This window comes from Rhizobium sp. IY2, from assembly GCF_047532935.1.
In the GTDB taxonomy this organism is placed as follows: domain Bacteria; phylum Pseudomonadota; class Alphaproteobacteria; order Rhizobiales; family Rhizobiaceae; genus Rhizobium; species Rhizobium anhuiense.
The window spans coordinates 173,999-194,635 of record NZ_JBLKNU010000009.1; the positions used below are offsets into that span (position 1 = coordinate 173,999).

Genomic DNA, 20,637 nt, shown 5'->3' on the forward strand with positions numbered 1-20,637 from the left:
GAAAGCTGACACGATGACCCGTATCCCCTTCCCCGACATGAAGCGTCCGCTGATCGCCATCCTTCGCGGCATCCGGCCTGAAGAGACCGAAAGCGTCGTCGGCGCCTTGATCGAAAACGGCCTGACGGCGATCGAGATCCCGCTCAACTCGCCCGAACCGTTCAAATCCATCGAGATCGCCGCGAAGATGGCGTCGGCAGACGTGCTGATCGGCGCCGGCACTGTGCTGACGGTCGAGGCGGTCGACAGCCTGCATGCTGCCGGCGGCAAGCTGCTCGTCACGCCGAATGTCGAGCCTGAGGTAATCATCCGGGCGCGCGGATACGGCATGGTGACGATGCCGGGTGTCTTTACCCCGACCGAGGCGCTGGCGGCAGCACGCGCCGGCGCCACCGGTCTCAAATTCTTTCCGGCAAGCGTGCTTGGTCCTTCCGGGATCACGGCGATCCGGGCCATCCTGCCGCCGGAACTCACGATTGCCGCCGTCGGCGGCGTATCGGACAAGAACTTCGGCGATTATACCAAGGCCGGCATCTTCGCCTTCGGCCTCGGCACCAGCATCTACAAACCCGGAATGACCGCGTCAGAGGTTGCCGAGCGCGCCAAGGCGACCATTTACGCCTATGATGCAGCCATTGGGAGCGTGAGCGTATGACCGATATTTATGAGTTCGAGGGCAAAACCCTTTGCAACACCAATTCCGTCCTCGGCGAAGGCCCGACCTATGATCCGGACAGCAATACCGTCTGGTGGTTCAACATCCTGGGCAAGGAACTGCATGAGCTCAATCTTTCGACAGGCGCGAAAAAGGTGCATCCGCTGCCTGTGATGGCGAGCGTACTTGCCCGCATCGACGCCGGACGGCAGCTGATCGCGACGGAGGAAGGGCTTTTCGTGCGCGACGTGGCCAGCGGCAACCTCACCTTCTACGCCGCGCTCGAAAACGACAGGCCGGAAAACCGTTCGAACGACGGCCGCACCCATCCTTCCGGTGCACTCTGGATCGGCACGATGAGCAAGCGGGCGGAAAACCAGGCCGGCGCCATCTATCATGTCGCCAGCGGCAAGGTGACGAAGATCTTCAACGGCATCAGCATCCCGAATTCAATCTGCTTCTCGCCGGACGGCACGGTCGGCTATTATACGGATTCCCGCATCAACCGGCTGATGCGGGTCATGGTCGATCCGCAGACCGGCCTGCCCTCGGGCGAACCGATCGTGCTCGTCGACAGCATGAACGAGCCCGGCGACATCGACGGCTCGGTGGTCGATGCCGATGGTTATATCTGGAATGCACGCTGGGGTGCGGGGGTCGTCGACCGCTACAATCCCGATGGCCTGCGCATCTCCCGCTACAAGGTTCCTGCCGTCCAGCCCTCCTGCCCCGCCTTCATCGGCGTCAATGCCGACCGGCTGGCGGTCACCACCGCCTGGGAAGGGCTGGATGAAAATGCCCGTTCGGCCCAGCCGAGCGCCGGCGCGCTTCTGGAACTCGGCATCGAGGTCAAAGGCGCGTTCGATCCGGTCTATGTGATCTGAATCCGGCTTTGCCAACGACCTCCAGAGGCGCTCCCGACCGGGGCGCCTTTTCTCGTTTTTGCAGCAGTTCTTCGATAAATGTTCCGTGAGAATCGAGAAATTTTCCGTGTTTTCAACCGGAACCAATCGGCCCACCAGTCATTTTCCCTTCGAACCGGCGCGGCAATCACACAGATATTGCCGGGTCAGCGATCACTCTAGGGAACTGAAGGTAGGTTCGAAATGACACGCAAACTCTTGACGACCGTTGCCGCTGGCGCGCTGTTTGCCACGGCTTTCGCACCGGCGGCATTCTCACAGACGGCCCCGCAGCCGGCGGATCCCGCCGCTCCGACCCAAGCGGCGCCTGCCGATCCGGCAGCCCCGAAGCCGCCGATCACTCCTGACGTCACCAAGCCCGCAGGCGATGCCGCACAGGCTCCCGCCCCGGCCGCGACGACAGACACGGCTCAGGCCGGCTATATCACCGAACAGGCTCCTGATCAGATCAGCGCCAATACTTATATCGGCCAGTCGGTCTATAACGGCAACAATGAAAGTATCGGCAGCGTCAACGACCTGATCATGAAGAAGGATGGCGGCTTGGTTGCCGCGATCGTTGGCGTCGGCGGCTTCCTCGGTATCGGCGAAAAGAACGTCGCCGTGCCGATGGACAAGATCACCGTCGCCCAGAACACCCAGGACGGCAGCGTCAAACTGACGACAAGCGAAACGGCTGAATCGCTGAAGGCCGCACCTGAGTTCAAGACGCTGGCCATGCAGTCGGCTGAAAAGGCACCGGCCACCGGTACCGCCCTGCCGACCGACGCCACGTCAACAGGCTCGACCACGGCCAAGTAGACCGGGGTCAACTAAACCACGCGCGGTAGTATAGCGTAGGCGATGGCGCTCCTAGGGGCGCCATCGCTTTATGCGCTGACCCGCTCCACCATGGTCGGATCGTAATAGTTCTCGTGCAGGAAGCGCAGCGTGGCGATACCGTCGGCCGGACGGCCGAAGTGATAGCCCTGGCCCATGCCGCAGCCGAGCGTGCGCAGCTTCACCGCCTCGGCATAATCCTCGATCCCTTCCGCCACGACCTCCAGCTCCAGACCCTCGCACATGGTCAGGATCGCCTTGATGATATGTTCGGAGGCGCGGTCGGAATTGATGCGTGAGACGAAGGCCCGGTCGATCTTGATCTTGTCGAAGATGAAGTCGCGCAGGCGCCCGAGGCTCGACTGGCCGGTGCCGAAATCGTCGAGAGAGATGCGCACGCCGGCGGCGCGCAGATCGGCGATGATGCGATGGGCGGTATCGGCCGAGCTCATCACCGCGGTCTCGGTGATCTCCAGCTCCAGGCGATGGGGATCGAAGCCGACGCGGCCGAGGATCGACAGGATGCTGCCGCTGGTGCCCGGATCCATCAGCTGAGCCGAGGAGAGATTGAACGACAGGAAGAGGTCGCGTGGCCAGGAAAGGGCGGCTTCGGCGGCTTTGCGCAGCAGTGCTTCCGACAGCGCGTCGATGAAGCCGCGCTCTTCGGCGAGCGGCACGAAGACGCCGGGCGGGACGACGCCGAGATCGGGATCGTTCCAGCGGGCGAGCGCCTCGAAACCGACGACCTGGTTGTTGGACAGCGAGACGATCGGCTGGAAATGCACATCGATCGCATCGGAGATGATGGCGTTTCTGAGCGCCTGCTCCAGCTGCGTCGCGCGCTTCATCTCCTGGGCGATCTCGCGCGAGTAGACGGTGATCTGGCCGCGACCGCGGCGCTTGGAACGGTAGAGGGCGGTTTCGGCGCTCTTCAGCAGTTCATCGCAATCCTCTCCGGCGAAGGGATAGATGGAGAAGCCGAGGGAAGCGGAGAGACGGACGTTGCGGTCACCGAGGTCATAGGGAGCCGACAGAACCTCGCGGATCATCTGACCGAATTTCTCGGCACTCGCCCGCTCGAAAATCAGCGGCAGCACGAAAGCGAATTCGTCACCATCATGACGGGTGACCAATGCACCATCGGGAATACAAGCCTTGAGGCGGTGGGCGACCTGGCAAAGGATTTCATCGCCGGCTGCCGAGCCGAAGAGATCGTTGATCGGTTTGAAACTGTCGAGATTGGCGATGCCGATGGTGAAGGGGGCCGGGTCGCTGGCACGCTCGGAAGAGATCTGCAAGACCTTGTCGCGCATGCGATTGCGGTTTCCCAATCCGGTCAGCGGATCGGTATAGGCCATCGCCTGAAGCTCGTTCTGACCGACGGTCAAGAAGGCTATGTCCGCCGATTTTATCATCCAAACCCGAGCTTTCCTCCGGAGCCATGCAAAGAATGACCGGCATGTCTTAACAATTCGATAGTAAATCATCGGCTTCTGCCGCCTGAACCGCCCCAAAATTTAGGGAATTGACGGGGCTCTCCGCCTAGCCTCGCGCCCGCACGGCCTCATCCATCAGGTACTTCTGAAATACGGTCTCCAGCATGTCGGGGCTGACGGGTTTCATGATGACGTCGTCCATGCCTGATTTGACGCATTCGGCGCGGTCGCGCTCGAAGGCCTGGGTGAGCACGCCGATGATCGGGGTGCGGGCTCCGCCACCGGTTTCCTCCATCTGCCGGATGAGACGCGCTGCCTCGAAGCCGTTGAAGCCCGGCAGGGAAATATCCATCAGCACGATCTGCGGCCGGTGTTCGGCCCACATCCGCACGACCTCGTCGCCGGTCGCCGCGATCATATGGCTGTAGCCCAGGCCTTCGAGGATCTGCGAAAAAACGATCTGGTTGATATCATTGTCCTCGGCCACGAGAACCTGCAGGCCGACCACGTCGTCGGAGATGCTGATTTCCCAATCCGTATCCGAACCGGCAGCACTGCGGCTGTTGCGATTGAAATGGCGGGCGATCTGGAAGGTGAGCTCGTTGGCGATCTGGAAACCGTCCATGACCAGCGCCGGGATGCCGTATTGCTCGGCGAGTTCGAGGCAGCGCATGCCCATCTGATTGTCGATGATCAGGAGATCGAGCGAGATGCCGGAGGAGGTGGCGATTTCCAGGAAGCGCTCCTCTTCGTCCTCGCCGCGGACCGAGCAGGATTCGAAGCCGTATTTCGACAGGGTCCGCAGCGCGGCGGTCTCGGCGGCGAGGTCGGCCGTGACGACGAGGACCTTGCGGCCCGAGAAATTCTCCGGAACGATCGCTTCCATTGCCGCCGGTTCGCGGCGCTCGACGGCGCTCGGCACCGGCACATAGGCCCGGCGATAGCTTTGATTGCTTGACGTGGTGATCGCCGAGGCCCGGCCGAACTCGTCGAGATCGGCGCCGTCGCGCGGCAGGTCCTGCGTGGTCGACACCAGGAAATAGCGGCCGGGCTTGCCGATACGGTGCTTGCGGCTGACGATGTCGCGCTCGATGCCGTCGCGGGAGATCTGTCGTTGGCGCGAGACCGACATTTCGCCGGTCTCCAGCACATGACGATCGCTTTCCTCAAAGCGCTTGGCGATCTCCGGTGAGAAGAGATCGCCACTCTTGCGCCCGAGCACCTCGTCGGCGGTCGTCTGATATTTTTCGCAGAAGGCGAGATTGACGGCCACATAGGTGAGATTGCGGTCCTTGACGAAGAGCGGGAACGGCAGATTGTCGAGAATGTCCTCGGTCAGCTGTACGCGCTCCAGATCCGAACGCCATTGCTCCTCGCGCTTCTTGTCCTCGGAAATGTCGGAGATGATGGTGACGCCGTAACCGCCCGGCAGCCTGCGCTTGACGAAGCGGACCCAGCTGTCGGCGCCATGGCGCTCGACGGATTCGAAGCGCTCGCGCCAATGCGAGGCGATTTTCTGCGACAGCCAGTCCTCGCGGCTCAGCGAGCCGCCCTGCTTCGCAGCATATTGCTGACGAATGCCGGTGTCATACATCGCCCCGAGGAAATCGCGAAGCCGGGTGCCCGGTTTCAGCATCTCCGGCGGCAGCGGGAAGAACTCCAGCGTCTGGCGGCTTGCAAAGATCAGATGGTCGTTTTTGTCGTAGATGATGAACGCTGCGGAAAGGCTGTCGCACACCACATCGAAAAGCGCCGTCTGCAGATCGGCCTCGACGGAGGTCCCATCGATTTCTGATGATGTGTCCGCCTTTTCGAAGCCGGCACTCATGCTATTGCGTCCCACATCTGTTCGATTTCGCAGCTTCCGGAGGTATATGAATAGAAATGCCATTTTTATGTTAAAACCGGCTTAACAATACAGCGCCGCGCGTCTTTTCCAGCCGCGCAGAGGACGCTGTAACACTTTGAACTGCTGCATAATTTCATCCTTAGATCGGTTCCGATTTGAGGATGAAATTATGCAGCGGCGCCCCCGATCTTGAGGGAGGCCCCGATCACGCCTAGGGAAAGCTTGCGCCAACCCCTTCCCTCCAGCCCGCGAATCCCCGAAAATAGCCCATGGCCATCAGACAGCTCTCCGAAACGCTCATCAACCAGATTGCCGCCGGCGAAGTCATCGAACGGCCGGCGAGCGCTGCCAAGGAACTGATCGAAAACGCGCTCGACGCGGGCGCGACCCGCATCGAGATCGCCACATCAGGCGGCGGCAAGGCGCTGCTGCGCGTCAGCGACAACGGCTCGGGCATGGACGCGGCCGATCTGGAACTGGCGGTCAGGCGCCACTGCACCTCGAAGATATCGGAGACGCTCGAGGACATCCGCACACTCGGCTTCCGCGGCGAGGCGCTGCCCTCGATCGGCTCTGTCGCCAAGCTTAGCATCGCCAGCCGCAGGCGCGACAGCGCCGGCGGCCACGAGATCGCTGTCGCCGGCGGCAAAATCGCGCATATCAGGCCGGCCGCCGCCAATCCCGGCACGATCGTCGAAGTGCGCGACCTGTTCTTCGCCACACCGGCCCGGCTCAAATTCCTGAAGACGGAGAAGGCCGAGGCCGGCGCCATCACCGAGATCGTCAAGCGCATGGCGATCGCCTTTCCCGCCGTACGCTTCGTGCTGTCGGGCTCGGACCGCACAACGCTGGAATTTCCGGCGACCGGCGACGATCACCTGGCGCGCATGGCGCAGGTGCTCGGCAAGGAATTCCGCGACAACGCCATTGCGCTCGACGCCGTGCGCGAGGAGATTTCGCTCACCGGTTTTGCCGGCGTGCCGACCTTCAATCGCGGCAATTCCGCCCATCAGTACGCCTTCGTCAATGGTCGACCGGTGCAGGATAAGCTGATCCTCTCGGCGATCCGCGGCGCCTATGCAGAGACGATCCCTTCCGGACGCCATCCGGTGGCGGTGCTGTCGATCACGCTCGATCCCGCTCTTGTCGACGTCAACGTGCATCCGGCAAAATCCGACGTGCGGTTCCGCGACCCGGGTCTGGTGCGCGGCCTGATCGTCGGCGCCATCCGTGAGGCCTTGGCCCGCGACGGCAGTCGGGCGGCAACGACCGGGGCGAGCGACATGCTGCGCTCCTTCCGCCCCGGCTTCCAGCCGCAGGCGCAGCGGCCGCAGGCGCCATGGTCGGCCGAGACCTCGCCCTTCCGGCCGCATCAGCCGGCAACGGGTCTCAGCGAACGGCCGCAGGCGTCCTTCGACGGGCTGTCGATGCCGACGGCGCGGGCCGAGCCGCAGTTTTCGCCGCAGCCGGCCGCCCCCGAAGCAACCGCGCGCTATCCGCTCGGCGCGGCGCGGGCGCAGATCCACGCAAATTACATCGTCGCCCAGACCGAGGACGGGCTGGTCATCGTCGACCAGCATGCCGCGCACGAGCGGCTGGTCTTCGAGGCGATGCGCAAGGCGCTGCATTCGAAGCGGCTCGCTTCGCAGGTGCTGCTGATCCCCGAGATCATCGACATTCCGGAAGAGGATTGCGACCGGCTGATGCAGCATGCGGCGGAGCTTTCCGAACTCGGCCTGGCGATCGAGCGTTTCGGCCCCGGGGCGATCGCCGTGCGCGAGACGCCGGCGATGCTCGGCGAGGTCGATGCGCATGGCCTGATCCGCCAGCTTGCCGATGAGATTGCCGAATGGGATACGGCGTCGGGCCTGTCGGCCAAGCTCGAATATGTGGCGGCGACCATGGCCTGCCACGGATCGGTGCGCTCCGGACGGCGGCTGCGGCCGGAGGAAATGAACGCGCTGCTGCGGGAAATGGAAGTGACGCCCGGCTCCGGCCAGTGCAATCACGGCCGGCCGACCTATATCGAATTGAAGCTCAGCGATATCGAGCGGCTTTTCGGCAGAAGCTAAAAAAGCTGGAAAAGCAGCCCTTTCGAGAGTATGGCAGACTAAAGCGTGTCGCGAATCTTTCAGATTCGCTTGCCTCGCTTTAGATCTTTGGTGTTCCGCATGTCGTGATCGCAAAACCGCGGCACACTTTTGCGCGACATGCTCTAATGACAGACTGCAGGGAACGGAGCGCATGAATTTGTTCGAAGGGCACGGAAACCGCGAGGCGAAGATCCGGTATCTCGATGGCGATTTCCAGATTCTCTCGCCCGGCTCCTATGTCGTCTGCGCGATGACGGGGAAACAGATCCCGCTCGACGAGTTGCGCTACTGGAGCGTCGCCCGGCAGGAGCCCTATGCCGACGTGATCTCGGCCATCGATGCCGACAAACGCGCCGGCGTGCTGCCGAACCAACGGCGTTAAGCCCTCTATCACTTTAAAACTGCGGCTCAGCTTTTCCTGGATTGCCCTGGCTGGCAGGCTTCATTTCCCGCAGGCGCCGCTCGCGACAGGCGATGATCGCCCGGTCGATGATGAGACTGGGCGCGAGGTGATCGTCGAACACCATGTCGACCTCGATCACCCGGCTCTTTTCGGCGAGCCGTGCTGCCTTGCCAGGATGGCCGGAGAGGCGGACGAAATCCTTGGAGGTGGTGACGATCAGAAGGCCCTGGTGCTCGGCGGTCGTCAGGATGTCGTCGATCTCTTCCTCGGTCAGGTGCTCGTGGTCGCCGAAGGATTTGGCGACCGTGATTTCGGCGCCGCGTGATTCCACTGTGCGGAAGAATTTCGAAGGATCAGCGATGCCGGCGAAGGCGAGCACCTTCGTGCCGGCGAGCGTATTGTCGCCCCGCACTTTCAGCGATGCGGTGAAATAGGGCTTTGCCGCCCGCGCCGCCATGCGGACGATCCTGTCGGCCGCATTGCCTCCGCCGACCTTCAGCAGCGCCGTCGCATGACGCAGCTGCTGGCGGATCGGCGCTCGCACAGGGCCGCCCGGCACGATATGGCCGTTGCCGAGGCCGCGGGTCGCATCGATGACGAGCAGGGCATAGTCGATCGCCAGCCGGGCGCTCTGGAACCCGTCATCCATGATGATGAGATCGGCGCCCTCCGCCACCAGGCGCGCAGCACCCTCGACACGCCTTCGGGAAATCACCGTCAGCGCCTCCTGGGCAAGCAGCAACGGCTCGTCGCCGACTGCAACCGCCCGGTGATGATCGGGATCGACGACGGTGGTTACATCGAGCGAACCGCCGTAACCCCTGCTGAGAAAACCGGGCTTCAGCCCCTTCGCCTTGGCGGCACGGGCGATCGTCAGCGCCGTCGGCGTCTTGCCGGCGCCGCCGACGGTGAAATTGCCGACGCAGATGACCGGAACCGGAACGGAGGCGCGGCGCGCATGGGCCATGCGGTGGCCGGCGATGCGGCCATAGAGAAAAGAAAGCGGCAGCAGCAGCCAGGCTCGCCAATCGGCTTTCCTCCACCAGAACGGCGGCGCTTCGGATATCATCTTGCCGTCCCGCTCCCCTGCCGGCCTTGTTCTCACGCCATTCCTGGGAAAGTCGCTGCGCGCTTTTCCCGGCAAAACCGCTGTGCACTTTTGCTGGAATTGCTCCAGCCGCAGCCGGTCCCCTGCTTTTCGATCGGCTGGATTGAGAAGCCAAAACCTGAAAAAATGCAAGCCCTTACCGGTCAGGCCGGCTGCAGGTCCGGCAAAAGCGTCTCGATGGCGGTGATATCGTCGAGCACGTGATGGGCGGCGGCGGCAAGCGAATCCCGCGAACCGGTGCCGGTCAGCACCGCGATCCTCAGCCCCGTCCCGGCATTCAGGCCCATGTGCAGATCGTGATTGTTGTCGCCGACCATGGCGACCTCTTCAGGCGAAAGACCGGTCGCGGCGCAGAAGCCGAGCACCATGCCCGGCTCCGGCTTGACGCCGAAACCGCTGTCATAGCCGGCGACGTAGTCGATATAGCGGGCAAAACCGAAGCGCTCCGCCGTCTGGCGGATTGACCGCTCATTGTCGCTGGAGGCGACGCCGAGCTTGAAGCCGCGCCGATGCAGCCGGGAAAAGAAGCCGGCAAGGTCGGTTACCGGCACGGAAAATTCGGCGGCGCTGGAAAAGAGCGCGTCGAGGCGCACCGTCAGTTCGCCGACATCGACCATCGAGCCGGCGGCCACGAGGCCCTCGGCGATCTGGCGGGTATTGCCGGCGGCAAGCAGGCTGTCGGGAACGATATGACCGGTCACCGGATCCATGCCGCAGGCGGCAAGCAGCCGGTCGGCGAGAAGCGGATCCCCTTCGGCGGCGATGCGAGCCAGCTCGCGGTTTACCGGCAGCCAGCTCTCGTCATAGTCGAGCAGCGTGCCGTCCTTGTCGAAAAGAATGCCTTTGATGGGGGCGGCTGCCGACATCTTCGTTCCTCAGAGCTGGGCCACGGCCTTGGGCAGCAGCCGCGCCTTCACCGTCAACGGGTTGATATAGGGCTCCAGCCCCTTCACTGTCGCCGTCAGCGCACCGCGCATCTCGTGCACGGCGGTGATGCCGGCCTCGATCATATTGCGGCGGGCTTCGTCGTTGATCAGCAGGTAGTGCACGCCCTTGGCCAGCATTTCGGTATCGCGCACCATGCGGGCGCTGCCGCTGCGGGCAAGCTTCTGATAGGCATCGCGGAAGTTCTGCACATGGCCGCCGGAAAGAATGGCGCAGCCGAGCATGGCAGGCTCCAGCGGATTCTGGCCGCCTTCGGCAAAGAGCGAGCGGCCGACGAAAGCGATTTCCGTCAGTCGCAAATAGAGGCCCATTTCGCCGATCGTATCGCCGAGGAAGATATCGACATCGGCGGACAAGACGTCGTCGCGGGTGCGGCGGGCGACCTTCAGCCCCTGCTTGACCAGAGCCGCCTCGATCTCGTCGCTGCGCTCGGGATGACGCGGCACGATGATCGTCAATTGATGATCACGCTCCTTGAGCGCCCGATGAACGATGGCGGCGGCATTCTCCTCGCCGTCGAAGGTCGAGATCGCCGCCCATGTCTTGCGGTCGCCGATCTGCTTCTTATAGCGGGACAGGACGGCGCTGTCATAAGGCGGTGCGTCGGTATCGACCTTCAGATTGCCCGAGGTGATGACCGGGACAGCGCCGAGATCGCGAAAACGTTCGGCATCGACATCCGACTGGGCAATGACGAGGGCAAGATTCTCGAACAAGGCTTCGGCGATCGCCGGGCGGCGGCGCCAGCGGGCAAAGGAGCGATCCGACATGCGGGCATTGATCAGGATCTGCGGAATGCGGCGGCGGCCAAGCTCCAGCACTGTTGCCGGCCAGATCTCGGATTCGGCGATGATGGCGCAGTCGGGCTGCCAATAATCGAGGAAGCGGCTGACGGAGGGTTTCAGGTCGAGCGGCACATATTGATGGATCGCCTCCTGGCCGAGGCGCTCGGCGGCGAGCTTGGCGGAGGTGATGGTGCCGGTCGTCAGGATGACGTGGATATCGCGGCGGCGGATTTCACGGATCAGCGGGATGACGGCGTTGGTTTCCCCGACACTTGCGGCATGGAACCAGACGAGCGGACCCTGCGGCCGGTTGGCGCTCGGATAACCGAAGCGCTCCAGGCGGCGCGCCCGGTCTTCCTTACCCTTGGCGGTGCGGTAGGTGATATAGAGGCCGACGACCGGAGAGGCCACGGTTCCCGCCAGACGGTATGCGCTCAGACCGAACCGCGCCATCCGGGAGCTCATTGCGCCAGCCTCCGATCAAAACCGATCGACATCACACCCATTCCCTAATTATCGTTGCGGCCGCAATGGCCGATCAATTTGTTCAGAATGCGTCAAACAATCCGGATCGACCAATCCGGATCGACGGCGCCCGATGCACGAAAGCCCGCTCGACGAGCGGCCGCGCCGGCGGCACATCCCGAGGTGCCCGGCCGAAGCTCCTGGCCGAGGTCCCTGACTCAGCTTCGTGGCCGAGGTCAGTTGCCCTTGGCCTTTTCCTGCGGATCGAGCAAACGATGCATGTGGACGATGAAGTAGCGCATATGCGCATTGTCGACCGTCTGCTGCGCCTTCGACTTCCAGGCCGTCAGCGCCGTGGCATAATCCGGGAAAATGCCGACGATATCGAGACCCTTCAGATCACGGAACTGGACGTCATCGAGGCTTTCCAGTTCGCCGCCAAAAACGAGATGCAAAAGCTGCTTCTTGTCACCGGATTCAGTCATTTTTTCTTCTCTTTCTGCCTATTCTCCTCCGCCATCCCATCTGCGGGATTTTGACGGAAACGTCAACTGTCTCGTCGTCCTGCAAAGGCCGCGAGGAATTCGCCGAGGCGGGGCGCCGGACCTGCACAGAGGACCTTGTGGGTGACTTCGACGCTGTTGTAGACGACCGCCCGGCCTTCGAGATCGACGAGACCGCCGCCGGCGCAGGCGAGGATCAGATCGGCGGCGGCAAGGTCCCAATCATGTGAATTGCCCTTGACGAAGGTGCCTTCGAGACGACCGTCCGCCACCATGGCAATGCGATAGGCCAGCGAAGGGATGTATCTCTCGCGCGTCACCCGCTCCTGGAATTCCGGCGGCAAGGTCTTCAGCAAGTCTTCGCCGATCGCAAGACGGCTCATTTCCTCCGGGCCGGCGACAGAGACGGTGAAGGGCACGCCGTTCTTCAGCGCCACGCCGCCCTCGACCGCCTCATAGAGCTCTTCGAGCGCCGGGGCATAGAGCACGCCGGCAACCGGCCGGCCGCGATGAACCACCGCGACGCTGACGCACCAGACCTTCTGGCCGCCGAGGAAGGCGCGCGTGCCGTCGATCGGATCGATGATGAACAAGGTCTCGCGTGAGAGACGGTCGGCATCGTCGTCGGTTTCCTCAGACAGCCAGCCATAATCCGGCCGGGCCTTGCGCAGAATGGTCTCGAGCGTCTTGTTGGCGGCGAAATCGGCGGCGCTGACGGGCGAGCGGTCGTCATTCTTCCACCAGACTTCCGGAGACTGGTTGAAGAAGCCGAAAGCGACGGCACCCGCCTCCTTCGCAGCATCGACGATCAGCGTGAGATCGCTCTGCCAGCGGGCTTTCTCCATGTCGCTCATCAGATCAATCCGTTTCTGAACTATCATGAGAGCATGATGTCGTCCGAAAGCCGCGCACAGTTTTCGGCATCATGCTCTAGCGCCCTGCAAGCGTCATGCCTTCGATGGCAAAGGTGGGGGCTGCGACGCCGAACTTGCGATCGATGTCGTTTGCCGGCGTCAGGCGCATGAACATGTCCTTGAGGTTCGAGGCGATCGTCACCTCGGAAACCGGGAAAGTCAGTTCGCCGTTCTCGATCCAGAAGCCGGTGGCGCCGCGGCTGTATTCGCCGGTGATCATGTTGACGCCGTGGCCGATCAATTCGGTGACATAAAAACCGTTGCCGACGCTGCGGATCAGCTCTTCCGGCGAGATGTCGCCGGGTTCCAAGGCAAGGTTGCTGGAGGAAGGCGAGACTGATGTGCCGCCGCGCACGCCGCGGCCGTTGGTCGTAAGACCCAATTCACGCGCCGTCGAGGTCGAAAGGAACCAGTGTTTCAACACGCCGTCCTCGATCATGACAAGCCGCTCGCCGGACACGCCCTCGCCGTCGAAGGGCCGCGAGGAGGGCCCACGCACGATCAAGGGATCGTCGGTGATCGACAGGCCTGACTTCAACACCTGCTGACCCATCCTGTCGCGCAGGAAGCTCGATTTGCGGGCGACGGCAGCACCATTGATCGCACCGGCGATATGGCCGACGAAGCCGCGGGCGACACGCGGGTCGAAGATGACGGTGACGTCCTTGCCGGTCGGCACCTGACGCGGATTGATCCGCTTGATCACCCGCTCGCCGGCCCGACGGCCGATTTCGGCGGGATCGTCGAGCTCGCCGTAATAAAGGCGGCTGTCGTAATCATAGTCGCGCTCCATGCCAGTGCCTTCGCCAGCGATGACGCTGACGGAATGGCCGAAACGCGAGGCCATGTAACTGCCCTCGAAACCGTGCGAAGTGGCAAGAACGAGGCCGCCCATGCCGGCCGACGCACCGGCGCCGGAGGAATTGGTGACGCCCTTGACCGCAAGGGCTGCGGCTTCGGCGGCAAGAGCCGCCTCGCGCAGCAGTTCGGAGGAGACCTCGGTGGTGTCGAGCAATTGCAGGTCGGGATAGGATTTCGACAGGCTCGCCTCATCTGCCAGGCAGGCGAAGGGATCTTCCGGCGAAACCTTGGCCATAGCGACGGCGCGCTCGGCCAGCGCCTGGAGATCGAAGCCCGGATTGGCCGAAACGCTGGCGACGCGCTTGCCGATGAAGACGCGCAGGGAAAAGTCGTCGCTTTCGGAAGATTCCGTGCCCTCGACCTTGCCGAGGCGGACGCTCACCGATTGCGAGCGCGACCGGACGACGACGGCGTCGGCGGCATCGGCCCCTGCCTTCCTTGCCAGATCGATCAGTTGACTTGCGCGGGAAAGAAGTGTCGAGGAATCAATTTCAGAGGACATGATTTGGCCTTTCCTTCGGCTTCCATTTATTGTGCACTCTCCCAAGCATCAAGGCCGCCGCCACCGATTCTTTATCGGGGCTGCTTGCTCGCTTCCCGCCGTTGAAAGAAATTGCCAGCATGTCAGCGCCCAATGCCCTTTTTTCCGAAACGATCCTGCTGCTCGGCGGAGCCGTGGTCGCCGCGCCGATCTTCAAGAAGCTGGGGCTCGGCACGGTGCTCGGCTATCTCGCCGCCGGCATCGTCATCGGCCCTGTCTTCCACGGGATCACCGATGGCGAACAGATCCTCGCCGTCGCCGAGCTCGGCGTCGTCTTCCTGCTTTTCATCATCGGACTGGAGCTGAAACCCTCGCGCCTCTGGCAGATGCGGCGTGACATTTTCGGCCTCGGCACGGCGCAGGTGGTGGTAAGCGGGCTGGCGCTGACCGCGCTGGCGTGGCTTTCAGGCGTTCTCGACTGGCGCGGCAGCATCGTTGCCGGATTTGGCCTGGCGCTGTCTTCGACGGCCTTTGCCATGCAGATCCTCGAAGGCGACGGCGACGTCAATACGCGATACGGGCAGCGCTCCTTCTCCATGCTTCTGTTCCAGGATCTGGCGATCGTGCCGCTCTTGGCGCTGATCACCATTCTCGACGGCGGTGGCAAAGGCAGCAACGCGCCGCTCCTGGATTTCACCGTGGCCGTCGGCGCGGTCGCGGCGATGATCGTTGCGGGGCGCTACCTGCTGACGCCGCTCTTTCAGATCATCGCCCGGACCGGCGCGCGCGAGGCAATGATCGCCGCTGCGCTCTTCGTCGTCATGGGATCGGCGAGCCTGATGCAGCTTGCCGGACTTTCTATGGCGATGGGCGCCTTCCTGTCCGGCGTGATGCTGGCCGAATCCTCCTACCGGCACGAGTTGGAGGCGGATATCGAGCCGTTCCGCGGCGTGCTGCTCGCCATCTTCTTCATCGCCGTCGGCCTGTCGCTGCAGCTCGACGTTCTCTTCGATAACGGGCTCTTCGTCATCGTCGCCGTGCCGATCGTCATGGCCGTCAAGGCGATCATCATCTACGGGCTCTGCCGGGTCTCGGGCTCGCCACACGACGATGCGATCCGCATCGCCTTCCTGCTGCCGCAGGGCGGCGAATTCGGTTTCGTGCTGTTCACCGCCGCGGGTACGACCGGACTGATGTCGACCAGCACGGCATCGCTGCTGGTCGCGATCGTGACGCTGTCGATGGCGCTGACGCCGATCGGGGCGGCGCTTTCGAAGCGGCTGCTCAACGGCGACGAACGGGAGGAGCTGGACGAGGATTTCGAGGGCGCGGGCGCCGACGTGCTGATGGTCGGCTTCTCGCGTTTCGGCCAGATCGCCGCCCAGATCCTGCTTGCCGGCGGACGCAGCGTCACCGTCATCGAATTTTCGGCCGACCGCATCCGCCAGGCCTCCTCCTTCGGCTTCCGCATCTATTTCGGCGACGGCACCCGCAAGGACGTGCTGCGCTCGGCCGGCATCGACCGGGCAAAGATCGTGCTCGTCTGCACCCAGAAGAAGGAAGTCACCGACAAGGTGGTCGAGCTGGTGCAGGCGGATTATCCGCACACAAGGCTCTATGTGCGCTCCTACGACCGCATCCATTCCATCGAACTGCGCAACAAGGGCGTCGATTACGAGCTGCGTGAAACGCTGGAATCCGGCCTGCTCTTCGGGCGGCGGACGCTGGAGGCGCTCGGCGTTTCCGAGGTCGACGCCTACGAAATCGGCGAGGATATCCGCAAGCGCGACGAGGCCCGCCTGGCGCTGCAGGTTTCCGAAGGGCTGCAGGCCGGGCGCGACATGCTGTTTTCCCACCCGGTCCGTCCCGAACCGCTGGTCAAGCCGAAGCGCGCCGTCGATCCCTTCGAGGATGATCTGCTGGCGGGCACCGCGGATGCGACGGCGGACGCATAAATCCATTCCGGGACGTGCGAAACTTGACCGGATTGAACGGTGGCAGAGGCGAATGCTACTGCCAGAATCTGTCAGCATGTCTCTGTAGACGATCCTCCTGACCCAAACAGGAGGCTCACCAATGATCGACAGCAACAGCATTCTACTTTTCGTAGCCGACGTGCCAAAAAGCGCCGGCTTTTATGGCCAACTGCTCGGGCAGAATCCAGTTGAGTTCAGCCCGACCTTCGCCATGTTCATCCTGCCCTCGGGTCTGGCCCTGGGACTTTGGGGCAAAGCGGGCGTGGAGCCGGCGCCGGCTGCCACGGGCGGCGGCTGCGACGTCGGCTTCAAGGTCGCGACAGCTGATAAGGTCGATACGCTTCACGCCGAATGGCAAGTCAAGGGCGCGACCATCCTCTTGCCGCCGACCAACCTGGATTTCGGCCGCACCTTTGTTGCAGCCGACCCCGACGGGCATCGCCTGCGCGTCTACAACGTTGCGGAGGACTGAAACATGTCCCGCAGCTGGATCGCTGTCGCATCAGCAAATCATGTCCGCATCGGCCGCGAAGCCGGGTTCATGCAGGTCTGTCATGGCAAGGCCGCACCGCTTAAGCGAAGCGCGCCTGGCGACCGGGTGATCTATTATTCGCCGACCGAAACATTTGGCTGCAAGGATCGCCTGCAGGCGTTCACGGCAATTGGCGTGGTCGAGGAGACGGCGGCATATCAGGTGGACGTTGACCCCGGTTTCCGCCCCTGGAGGCGCGATGTCGCCTGGTGGCGAGCCGTGGAAACGCCGATCCGGCCGTTGCTCGGCCGGCTGTCTTTCACAAGCGACCGGGGAGGCTGGGGCTATCGATTGCGCTTTGGTCTCTTCGAAATCGACAATGACGATGCCGAACTCATAGCCGAAGCGATGCTCACTGAACCGCGCATGGATGTCGCCCGGAAACAAGCAACGGTTCCCGTGCAGTGCACTTTAGCGCTTTAGCCGCGCTTCGATCTCGCGGTCGAGGGCGAACTTGAGGTCGTCCTTGACGCCGACGGACATGGCGAGGACTTCGCGGGCCTTGAGGAAATCCATGACGCCGGTGCGGCCCACCGTCGGGCGCAGGAAGATATGCGGCGCGCGGAGCTTCAGTTTCAGCGTGATCGCCGTCTGCATCATCAGCTGGCCGGAGCCGAAGATGCTTTCCATGCGGTTCGGAATATGGGTGCCATCGCCTTCCGGCGCGCCGACGACATCGATGCCGATGACGATGTCGGCAAGATCCATCAGGCATTCATAGGGCACGGGATTGCTGATGCCGCCGTCGATCATCACGCGGTCGCGCAGGCGCACCGGCATGAAGACGGCGGGAATGGCGGAAGAGGCGGCGAGCGCCGGGAACAGCTCGCCCTGCTCGATGATCACCTCGCACTGCCCGTAATAATCGGTGGTGATCACCTTCATCGGCACCAGCAGGTTCTCGAAACGGGCCGGCAGCTCGGATGGCAGAAAGGCCTTGAGGATCCGCTCCAGATTGAACTGGCCGATGCGGACGCCCTTGGCCACCGCATCGCGCACCGTCGCCGGCCTCAGGCCCCAGATGCGGGCGATGACGGCCGTCTTGTTGCCGACGGTCGCCAGCGCATGTTCGCGGATTTCAGCGCCGGACATGCCGGCCGCCATGCCGGCGCCCATGATCGCGCCCATCGAGGAACCCGATATCGCCACCGGGCGGATACCGAGTTCATCCAGCGTCTCGATGATGTGGATATGGGAAAGCCCGCGCGCGCCGCCGCCGCCGAAGGCAACCGCAACCGTCGGCAAATCGCTGATCGCAGGCAGTTTCGGACTGATGATCTCTGCCTGCTGCACGCCCCGCCCCCGCTTATTGCGGCTGATATCGGAAGAAATGCACCCTCGTATCGCCAAAGATGCGGTTTTCGAGGAAAACATAGGAAGGGTGGACGGAAACGACAATATCGGCGCGTTCTTCGAGCACCGCAATCGCGCCCGGCCGCAGCCAACCGCCCTCGGCCGCCGCCGCCATCGCCTTTTCGCCGAGCCCCTTGCCGTAGGGCGGGTCGGCAAAGAGCATGTCGAAGGGCTCGAGATTGCCGACGCTGCCGAGATCGGTCGCATCCCGGCGCAGGATGCGGGTGCGGCCGTGCAGGCCGAGCGCATCGATGTTCTCCCAGAGCAACGCCCTGCCCTCGACGCTGTTTTCGACGAAGAGCGCGTGGCGACAGCCGCGCGAAACGGCTTCGAGGCCGACAGCGCCGGTTCCGGCAAAAAGGTCGAGGATCCGGGTGCCGTCAACACATTCCGGATAGGCATGGCTCAATATATTGAACAGGCTCTCGCGCGTCCGGTCGGCAGTCGGCCGGATATCGTTGGATTTTGGCACGGCGAGAGGCCGTCCGCGAAACTCACCGCCGACGATCCGCACCGCGTGTCATTCCCTTTCCTTTCGCACCACCTTTGGACGGCCCGCCTGCAGGCCTGTCACCGCCCGGCCTGTCACTGCTCGACTTGGCGCCTTTCGGCTTGCCGGAAAAATTCTTGGCCCCGCCGGGCTTGCCGGCAAAACCCTTGCCGCGCGGCTTATCACCCGAAGGCCTGGCACTCGACGGCTTGTCGCCGAACGATCTTTCACCGCGCGGACGCTCCGAGCGGCCCTCGCCGGTAAAGCTTCTGGCTGCCCGCGGACGTTCGTCACCATCCGCACGCGGCTTGCGATCCCCACGTGGCTTGTCGCCGAAGGGACGATCGCCACGCGAGGGACGGCCACCGAAGGGCCGCTCGCCGCGCGGACGCTCAGAACGGGTCTCACCGGTGGAGGCTCTGGCAGCCCGAGGACGCTCGTCGCCGTCGGCACGCGGCCTGCGATCACCGCGCGGTTTGTCGCCGAAGGGGCGATCCCCACGCGAGGGACGGTCACCGAAAGGCCGGTCGCCGCGCGGGCGCTCCGGACGGCCTTCGCCGGCGGAGCTTCTGGTGCGCGGACGTTCGTCACCCGCTTCGCGCGGGCGGCGTTCGCCGCGCGCCGGGCGGTCGCCAAAACCGCGATCTTCACGGGCGGGGCGGTCCCCGAAGGAACGCTTGCGGCCGGAACCTTCAGCCTCATCCTTGCGGCGGGGCTGCTCGCTCGAACGGATCCATTCACCATCATCTTCGCGCACGCGGTTCACCTGCGTGCGCGGGCGGTCCTCGATGCGGTCGAAAGCGTTCTTTGCCGGCGCCTGCTCGCCGCGCTTGCGTGCTGTCTGTGCATTCTTGGCGGCTTTCGCCGCGGCCTTTTCGCCGAGCGGCCGGGCGCCCGGCGCCATCCAGACATTGGCGCTGCGGCGCTGGCCGAGCGGCTGGGGACGCTTCGGCTTGTCGTCGTCCCTGCGGCCGCTGTCGCGGCGATCGTCATCTCTGCGCCCACCGCCGTGGCGGTCGTCGCGCTTGGTGTCGAGGCGACTCAGCGCCCGTTCGCGCTTGTCCTCGTCGCGGCGCGGTCGCTCGCGCTTTTCCGGCACTGCAGGCTCTGCCTCTTCCTCGGCAGCGACAGCTGGCGCATTGTAGATCGGCGCGTCGAAATTCGCCTTGGCTTCTTCGATGAGGCGCGGGCCGAGTTGGTCGCGCAGCGTGCGGCCGCGCACTTCGACGACATGGCCTTCCGGCAAGTCGCCGAGCTGGAACGGGCCATAGGAAATACGGATCAGGCGGTTGACGTCGAGGCCGAGCGCGCCGAGCACGTTCTTGATTTCGCGGTTTTTGCCTTCACGAAGGCCCATGGTGATCCAGACGTTCGAGCCCTGGGTGCGGTCGAGCGTCGCCTCGATCGAGCCATAGAGCACACCGTCGACGGCGATGCCGTCCTTCAGCTTGTCGAGCGCGTCCTGATCGATCTCGCCATGGGCGCGGACGCGGTAGCGCCGCAACCAGCCGGTCGCCGGCAGTTCCAGCGCGCGGGCAAGACCGCCGTCATTGGTCAGCAAGAGCAGGCCTTCGGTATTGATGTCGAGACGGCCGATCGACATGACGCGCGGCAATTCTTCCGGCAGGTTGTCGAAGACGGTCGGCCGGCCTTCCGGATCGGCATTGGTGGTCACGAGGCCAGCCGGCTTATGATAGAGCCAGAGCCTGGTGCGCTCGATGCCGCGGATCGGCACGCCGTCGACCTCGATGCGGTCGGCGAGCGTGACGTTGACGACGGGGGTTTCGAGAACCCTGCCGTTCAGCGTTACCCGGCCTTCCATGATCATGCGTTCGATGTCGCGGCGGGAGGCGACGCCGGCGCGCGCCATCACCTTGGAAATGCGTTCGGCCTTGGCCTCGCCATCGGCCTCGGCGGCGATCGCAGCCTTTGCCGGCTTGCCACCGCCCGGCTTGGCGCCGGTCTTCGGCTCGGTGTCCCGTGAAAACGGCTTTGCGCCCGGGCGTTTTGGCTTGTCTTTGGGTGTCATTTGTTGTTTGCCTGCCT

At 63.6% G+C, this 20,637-nt stretch carries 19 protein-coding genes; 8 read left to right on the forward strand and 11 right to left on the reverse strand.

Features of this window, described 5'->3' with window-relative positions:
• Window positions 1–13 precede the first annotated feature (13 nt).
• The 3 genes from ACMUVN_RS24730 (at window position 14) to ACMUVN_RS24740 (ending at window position 2,379) form a co-directional block, all read left to right on the forward strand.
• Window positions 14–655 carry a 2-dehydro-3-deoxy-6-phosphogalactonate aldolase gene (locus ACMUVN_RS24730; RefSeq protein WP_414815556.1) on the forward strand — a complete coding sequence of 214 codons (642 nt, stop codon included), beginning with the start codon at window positions 14–16 and terminating at the stop codon, window positions 653–655.
• A complete protein-coding gene (locus ACMUVN_RS24735) occupies window positions 652–1,539 on the forward strand; it encodes an SMP-30/gluconolactonase/LRE family protein (protein WP_097542864.1) in 888 nt (295 codons plus the stop codon). Before ACMUVN_RS24730 ends, ACMUVN_RS24735 begins: the two co-directional genes overlap by 4 nt.
• 222 nt (window positions 1,540–1,761) lie before the next feature.
• Window positions 1,762–2,379: a PRC-barrel domain-containing protein gene (locus ACMUVN_RS24740; protein ID WP_063476423.1), complete on the forward strand. Its 618-nt coding sequence runs from the start codon at window positions 1,762–1,764 to the stop codon at window positions 2,377–2,379.
• Between the two features lie 68 nt (window positions 2,380–2,447).
• Here ACMUVN_RS24740 and ACMUVN_RS24745 read toward each other — a convergent pair whose 3' ends face one another.
• Together ACMUVN_RS24745 and ACMUVN_RS24750 are read right to left on the reverse strand one after the other, a co-directional pair.
• The gene (locus ACMUVN_RS24745) at window positions 2,448–3,812 is read right to left on the reverse strand and encodes a putative bifunctional diguanylate cyclase/phosphodiesterase (protein WP_414815557.1); all 1,365 of its coding nucleotides are present in this window, start codon (window positions 3,810–3,812) and stop codon (window positions 2,448–2,450) included.
• A 127-nt stretch (window positions 3,813–3,939) separates the two neighbouring features.
• Window positions 3,940–5,661, reverse strand: a complete 1,722-nt coding sequence (locus ACMUVN_RS24750) for a response regulator (RefSeq protein WP_063476421.1) — start codon at window positions 5,659–5,661, stop codon at window positions 3,940–3,942.
• Between the two features lie 290 nt (window positions 5,662–5,951).
• Here ACMUVN_RS24750 and mutL point away from each other — a divergent pair, with 290 nt between their 5' ends.
• Window positions 5,952–7,754, forward strand: coding sequence for a DNA mismatch repair endonuclease MutL (gene mutL, locus ACMUVN_RS24755; protein ID WP_414815558.1), 1,803 nt, complete (start codon window positions 5,952–5,954; stop codon window positions 7,752–7,754).
• A gap of 172 nt (window positions 7,755–7,926) precedes the next feature.
• Window positions 7,927–8,157, forward strand: a complete 231-nt coding sequence (locus ACMUVN_RS24760; protein WP_003545832.1) for a DUF2093 domain-containing protein — start codon at window positions 7,927–7,929, stop codon at window positions 8,155–8,157.
• A 13-nt stretch (window positions 8,158–8,170) separates the two neighbouring features.
• Here the strand turns inward: ACMUVN_RS24760 and lpxK are convergent, their stop codons facing one another.
• The 6 genes from lpxK to ACMUVN_RS24790 form a co-directional block, all read right to left on the reverse strand.
• A complete protein-coding gene (gene lpxK / locus ACMUVN_RS24765) occupies window positions 8,171–9,247 on the reverse strand; it encodes a tetraacyldisaccharide 4'-kinase (protein ID WP_184390459.1) in 1,077 nt (358 codons plus the stop codon).
• A gap of 182 nt (window positions 9,248–9,429) precedes the next feature.
• Window positions 9,430–10,152, reverse strand: a complete 723-nt coding sequence (locus ACMUVN_RS24770; protein ID WP_047613816.1) for an HAD family hydrolase — start codon at window positions 10,150–10,152, stop codon at window positions 9,430–9,432.
• A gap of 9 nt (window positions 10,153–10,161) precedes the next feature.
• Window positions 10,162–11,481: a lipid IV(A) 3-deoxy-D-manno-octulosonic acid transferase gene (gene waaA, locus ACMUVN_RS24775; RefSeq protein ID WP_414815559.1), complete on the reverse strand. Its 1,320-nt coding sequence runs from the start codon at window positions 11,479–11,481 to the stop codon at window positions 10,162–10,164.
• Between the two features lie 236 nt (window positions 11,482–11,717).
• On the reverse strand, window positions 11,718–11,966 hold the full coding sequence (locus ACMUVN_RS24780; RefSeq protein ID WP_047613812.1) for a DUF4170 domain-containing protein: 249 nt from the start codon (window positions 11,964–11,966) through the stop codon (window positions 11,718–11,720).
• Between the two features lie 62 nt (window positions 11,967–12,028).
• Window positions 12,029–12,838, reverse strand: a complete 810-nt coding sequence (locus tag ACMUVN_RS24785) for a 3'(2'),5'-bisphosphate nucleotidase CysQ (RefSeq protein WP_184390456.1) — start codon at window positions 12,836–12,838, stop codon at window positions 12,029–12,031.
• 76 nt (window positions 12,839–12,914) lie between these two features.
• Window positions 12,915–14,261: a TldD/PmbA family protein gene (locus tag ACMUVN_RS24790; protein WP_414815560.1), complete on the reverse strand. Its 1,347-nt coding sequence runs from the start codon at window positions 14,259–14,261 to the stop codon at window positions 12,915–12,917.
• Between the two features lie 119 nt (window positions 14,262–14,380).
• Between ACMUVN_RS24790 and ACMUVN_RS24795 the strand changes: the two genes are divergently transcribed.
• The 3 genes from ACMUVN_RS24795 to ACMUVN_RS24805 all read left to right on the forward strand — a co-directional run bounded on the left by ACMUVN_RS24795 (window position 14,381) and on the right by ACMUVN_RS24805 (window position 17,171).
• A complete protein-coding gene (locus ACMUVN_RS24795; RefSeq protein ID WP_047613808.1) occupies window positions 14,381–16,195 on the forward strand; it encodes a monovalent cation:proton antiporter-2 (CPA2) family protein in 1,815 nt (604 codons plus the stop codon).
• 121 nt (window positions 16,196–16,316) lie between these two features.
• Window positions 16,317–16,688 carry a VOC family protein gene (locus ACMUVN_RS24800; RefSeq protein ID WP_047613806.1) on the forward strand — a complete coding sequence of 124 codons (372 nt, stop codon included), beginning with the start codon at window positions 16,317–16,319 and terminating at the stop codon, window positions 16,686–16,688.
• Window positions 16,689–16,691: 3 nt separating this feature from the next.
• The gene (locus ACMUVN_RS24805) at window positions 16,692–17,171 is read left to right on the forward strand and encodes an EVE domain-containing protein (RefSeq protein ID WP_047613804.1); all 480 of its coding nucleotides are present in this window, start codon (window positions 16,692–16,694) and stop codon (window positions 17,169–17,171) included.
• On the opposite strand, the gene ACMUVN_RS24810 is transcribed toward ACMUVN_RS24805, so the two are convergent.
• The 3 genes from ACMUVN_RS24810 to ACMUVN_RS24820 are packed head-to-tail and all read right to left on the reverse strand — an operon-like array spanning window position 17,160 to window position 20,620.
• The gene (locus ACMUVN_RS24810) at window positions 17,160–18,041 is read right to left on the reverse strand and encodes a patatin-like phospholipase family protein (protein ID WP_047613802.1); all 882 of its coding nucleotides are present in this window, start codon (window positions 18,039–18,041) and stop codon (window positions 17,160–17,162) included. The genes ACMUVN_RS24805 and ACMUVN_RS24810 overlap by 12 nt on opposite strands.
• Before the next feature lie 13 nt (window positions 18,042–18,054).
• A complete protein-coding gene (gene rsmD / locus ACMUVN_RS24815) occupies window positions 18,055–18,615 on the reverse strand; it encodes a 16S rRNA (guanine(966)-N(2))-methyltransferase RsmD (protein WP_047613800.1) in 561 nt (186 codons plus the stop codon).
• Window positions 18,596–20,620: a pseudouridine synthase gene (locus ACMUVN_RS24820; RefSeq protein WP_414815561.1), complete on the reverse strand. Its 2,025-nt coding sequence runs from the start codon at window positions 20,618–20,620 to the stop codon at window positions 18,596–18,598. Before ACMUVN_RS24820 ends, rsmD begins: the two co-directional genes overlap by 20 nt.
• Between the last annotated feature and the right edge of the window lie 17 nt (window positions 20,621–20,637).

What these genes read in the sequence shown, in the direction of transcription:
- ACMUVN_RS24790 (WP_414815560.1), bottom strand. Translation starts at nt 14,261, where the DNA reads ATGTCCTCTGAAATTGATTCCTCGACACTTCTTTCCCGCGCAAGTCAA.
- ACMUVN_RS24770 (WP_047613816.1), bottom strand. Translation starts at nt 10,152, where the DNA reads ATGTCGGCAGCCGCCCCCATCAAAGGCATTCTTTTCGACAAGGACGGC.
- waaA (WP_414815559.1), bottom strand. Translation starts at nt 11,481, where the DNA reads ATGAGCTCCCGGATGGCGCGGTTCGGTCTGAGCGCATACCGTCTGGCG.
- ACMUVN_RS24735 (WP_097542864.1), top strand. Translation starts at nt 652, where the DNA reads ATGACCGATATTTATGAGTTCGAGGGCAAAACCCTTTGCAACACCAAT.
- ACMUVN_RS24750 (WP_063476421.1), bottom strand. Translation starts at nt 5,661, where the DNA reads ATGAGTGCCGGCTTCGAAAAGGCGGACACATCATCAGAAATCGATGGG.
- ACMUVN_RS24800 (WP_047613806.1), top strand. Translation starts at nt 16,317, where the DNA reads ATGATCGACAGCAACAGCATTCTACTTTTCGTAGCCGACGTGCCAAAA.
- ACMUVN_RS24780 (WP_047613812.1), bottom strand. Translation starts at nt 11,966, where the DNA reads ATGACTGAATCCGGTGACAAGAAGCAGCTTTTGCATCTCGTTTTTGGC.
- mutL (WP_414815558.1), top strand. Translation starts at nt 5,952, where the DNA reads ATGGCCATCAGACAGCTCTCCGAAACGCTCATCAACCAGATTGCCGCC.
- ACMUVN_RS24760 (WP_003545832.1), top strand. Translation starts at nt 7,927, where the DNA reads ATGAATTTGTTCGAAGGGCACGGAAACCGCGAGGCGAAGATCCGGTAT.
- ACMUVN_RS24730 (WP_414815556.1), top strand. Translation starts at nt 14, where the DNA reads ATGACCCGTATCCCCTTCCCCGACATGAAGCGTCCGCTGATCGCCATC.
- ACMUVN_RS24805 (WP_047613804.1), top strand. Translation starts at nt 16,692, where the DNA reads ATGTCCCGCAGCTGGATCGCTGTCGCATCAGCAAATCATGTCCGCATC.
- lpxK (WP_184390459.1), bottom strand. Translation starts at nt 9,247, where the DNA reads ATGATATCCGAAGCGCCGCCGTTCTGGTGGAGGAAAGCCGATTGGCGA.
- ACMUVN_RS24785 (WP_184390456.1), bottom strand. Translation starts at nt 12,838, where the DNA reads ATGAGCGACATGGAGAAAGCCCGCTGGCAGAGCGATCTCACGCTGATC.
- ACMUVN_RS24820 (WP_414815561.1), bottom strand. Translation starts at nt 20,620, where the DNA reads ATGACACCCAAAGACAAGCCAAAACGCCCGGGCGCAAAGCCGTTTTCA.
- ACMUVN_RS24745 (WP_414815557.1), bottom strand. Translation starts at nt 3,812, where the DNA reads ATGATAAAATCGGCGGACATAGCCTTCTTGACCGTCGGTCAGAACGAG.
- ACMUVN_RS24795 (WP_047613808.1), top strand. Translation starts at nt 14,381, where the DNA reads ATGTCAGCGCCCAATGCCCTTTTTTCCGAAACGATCCTGCTGCTCGGC.
- ACMUVN_RS24740 (WP_063476423.1), top strand. Translation starts at nt 1,762, where the DNA reads ATGACACGCAAACTCTTGACGACCGTTGCCGCTGGCGCGCTGTTTGCC.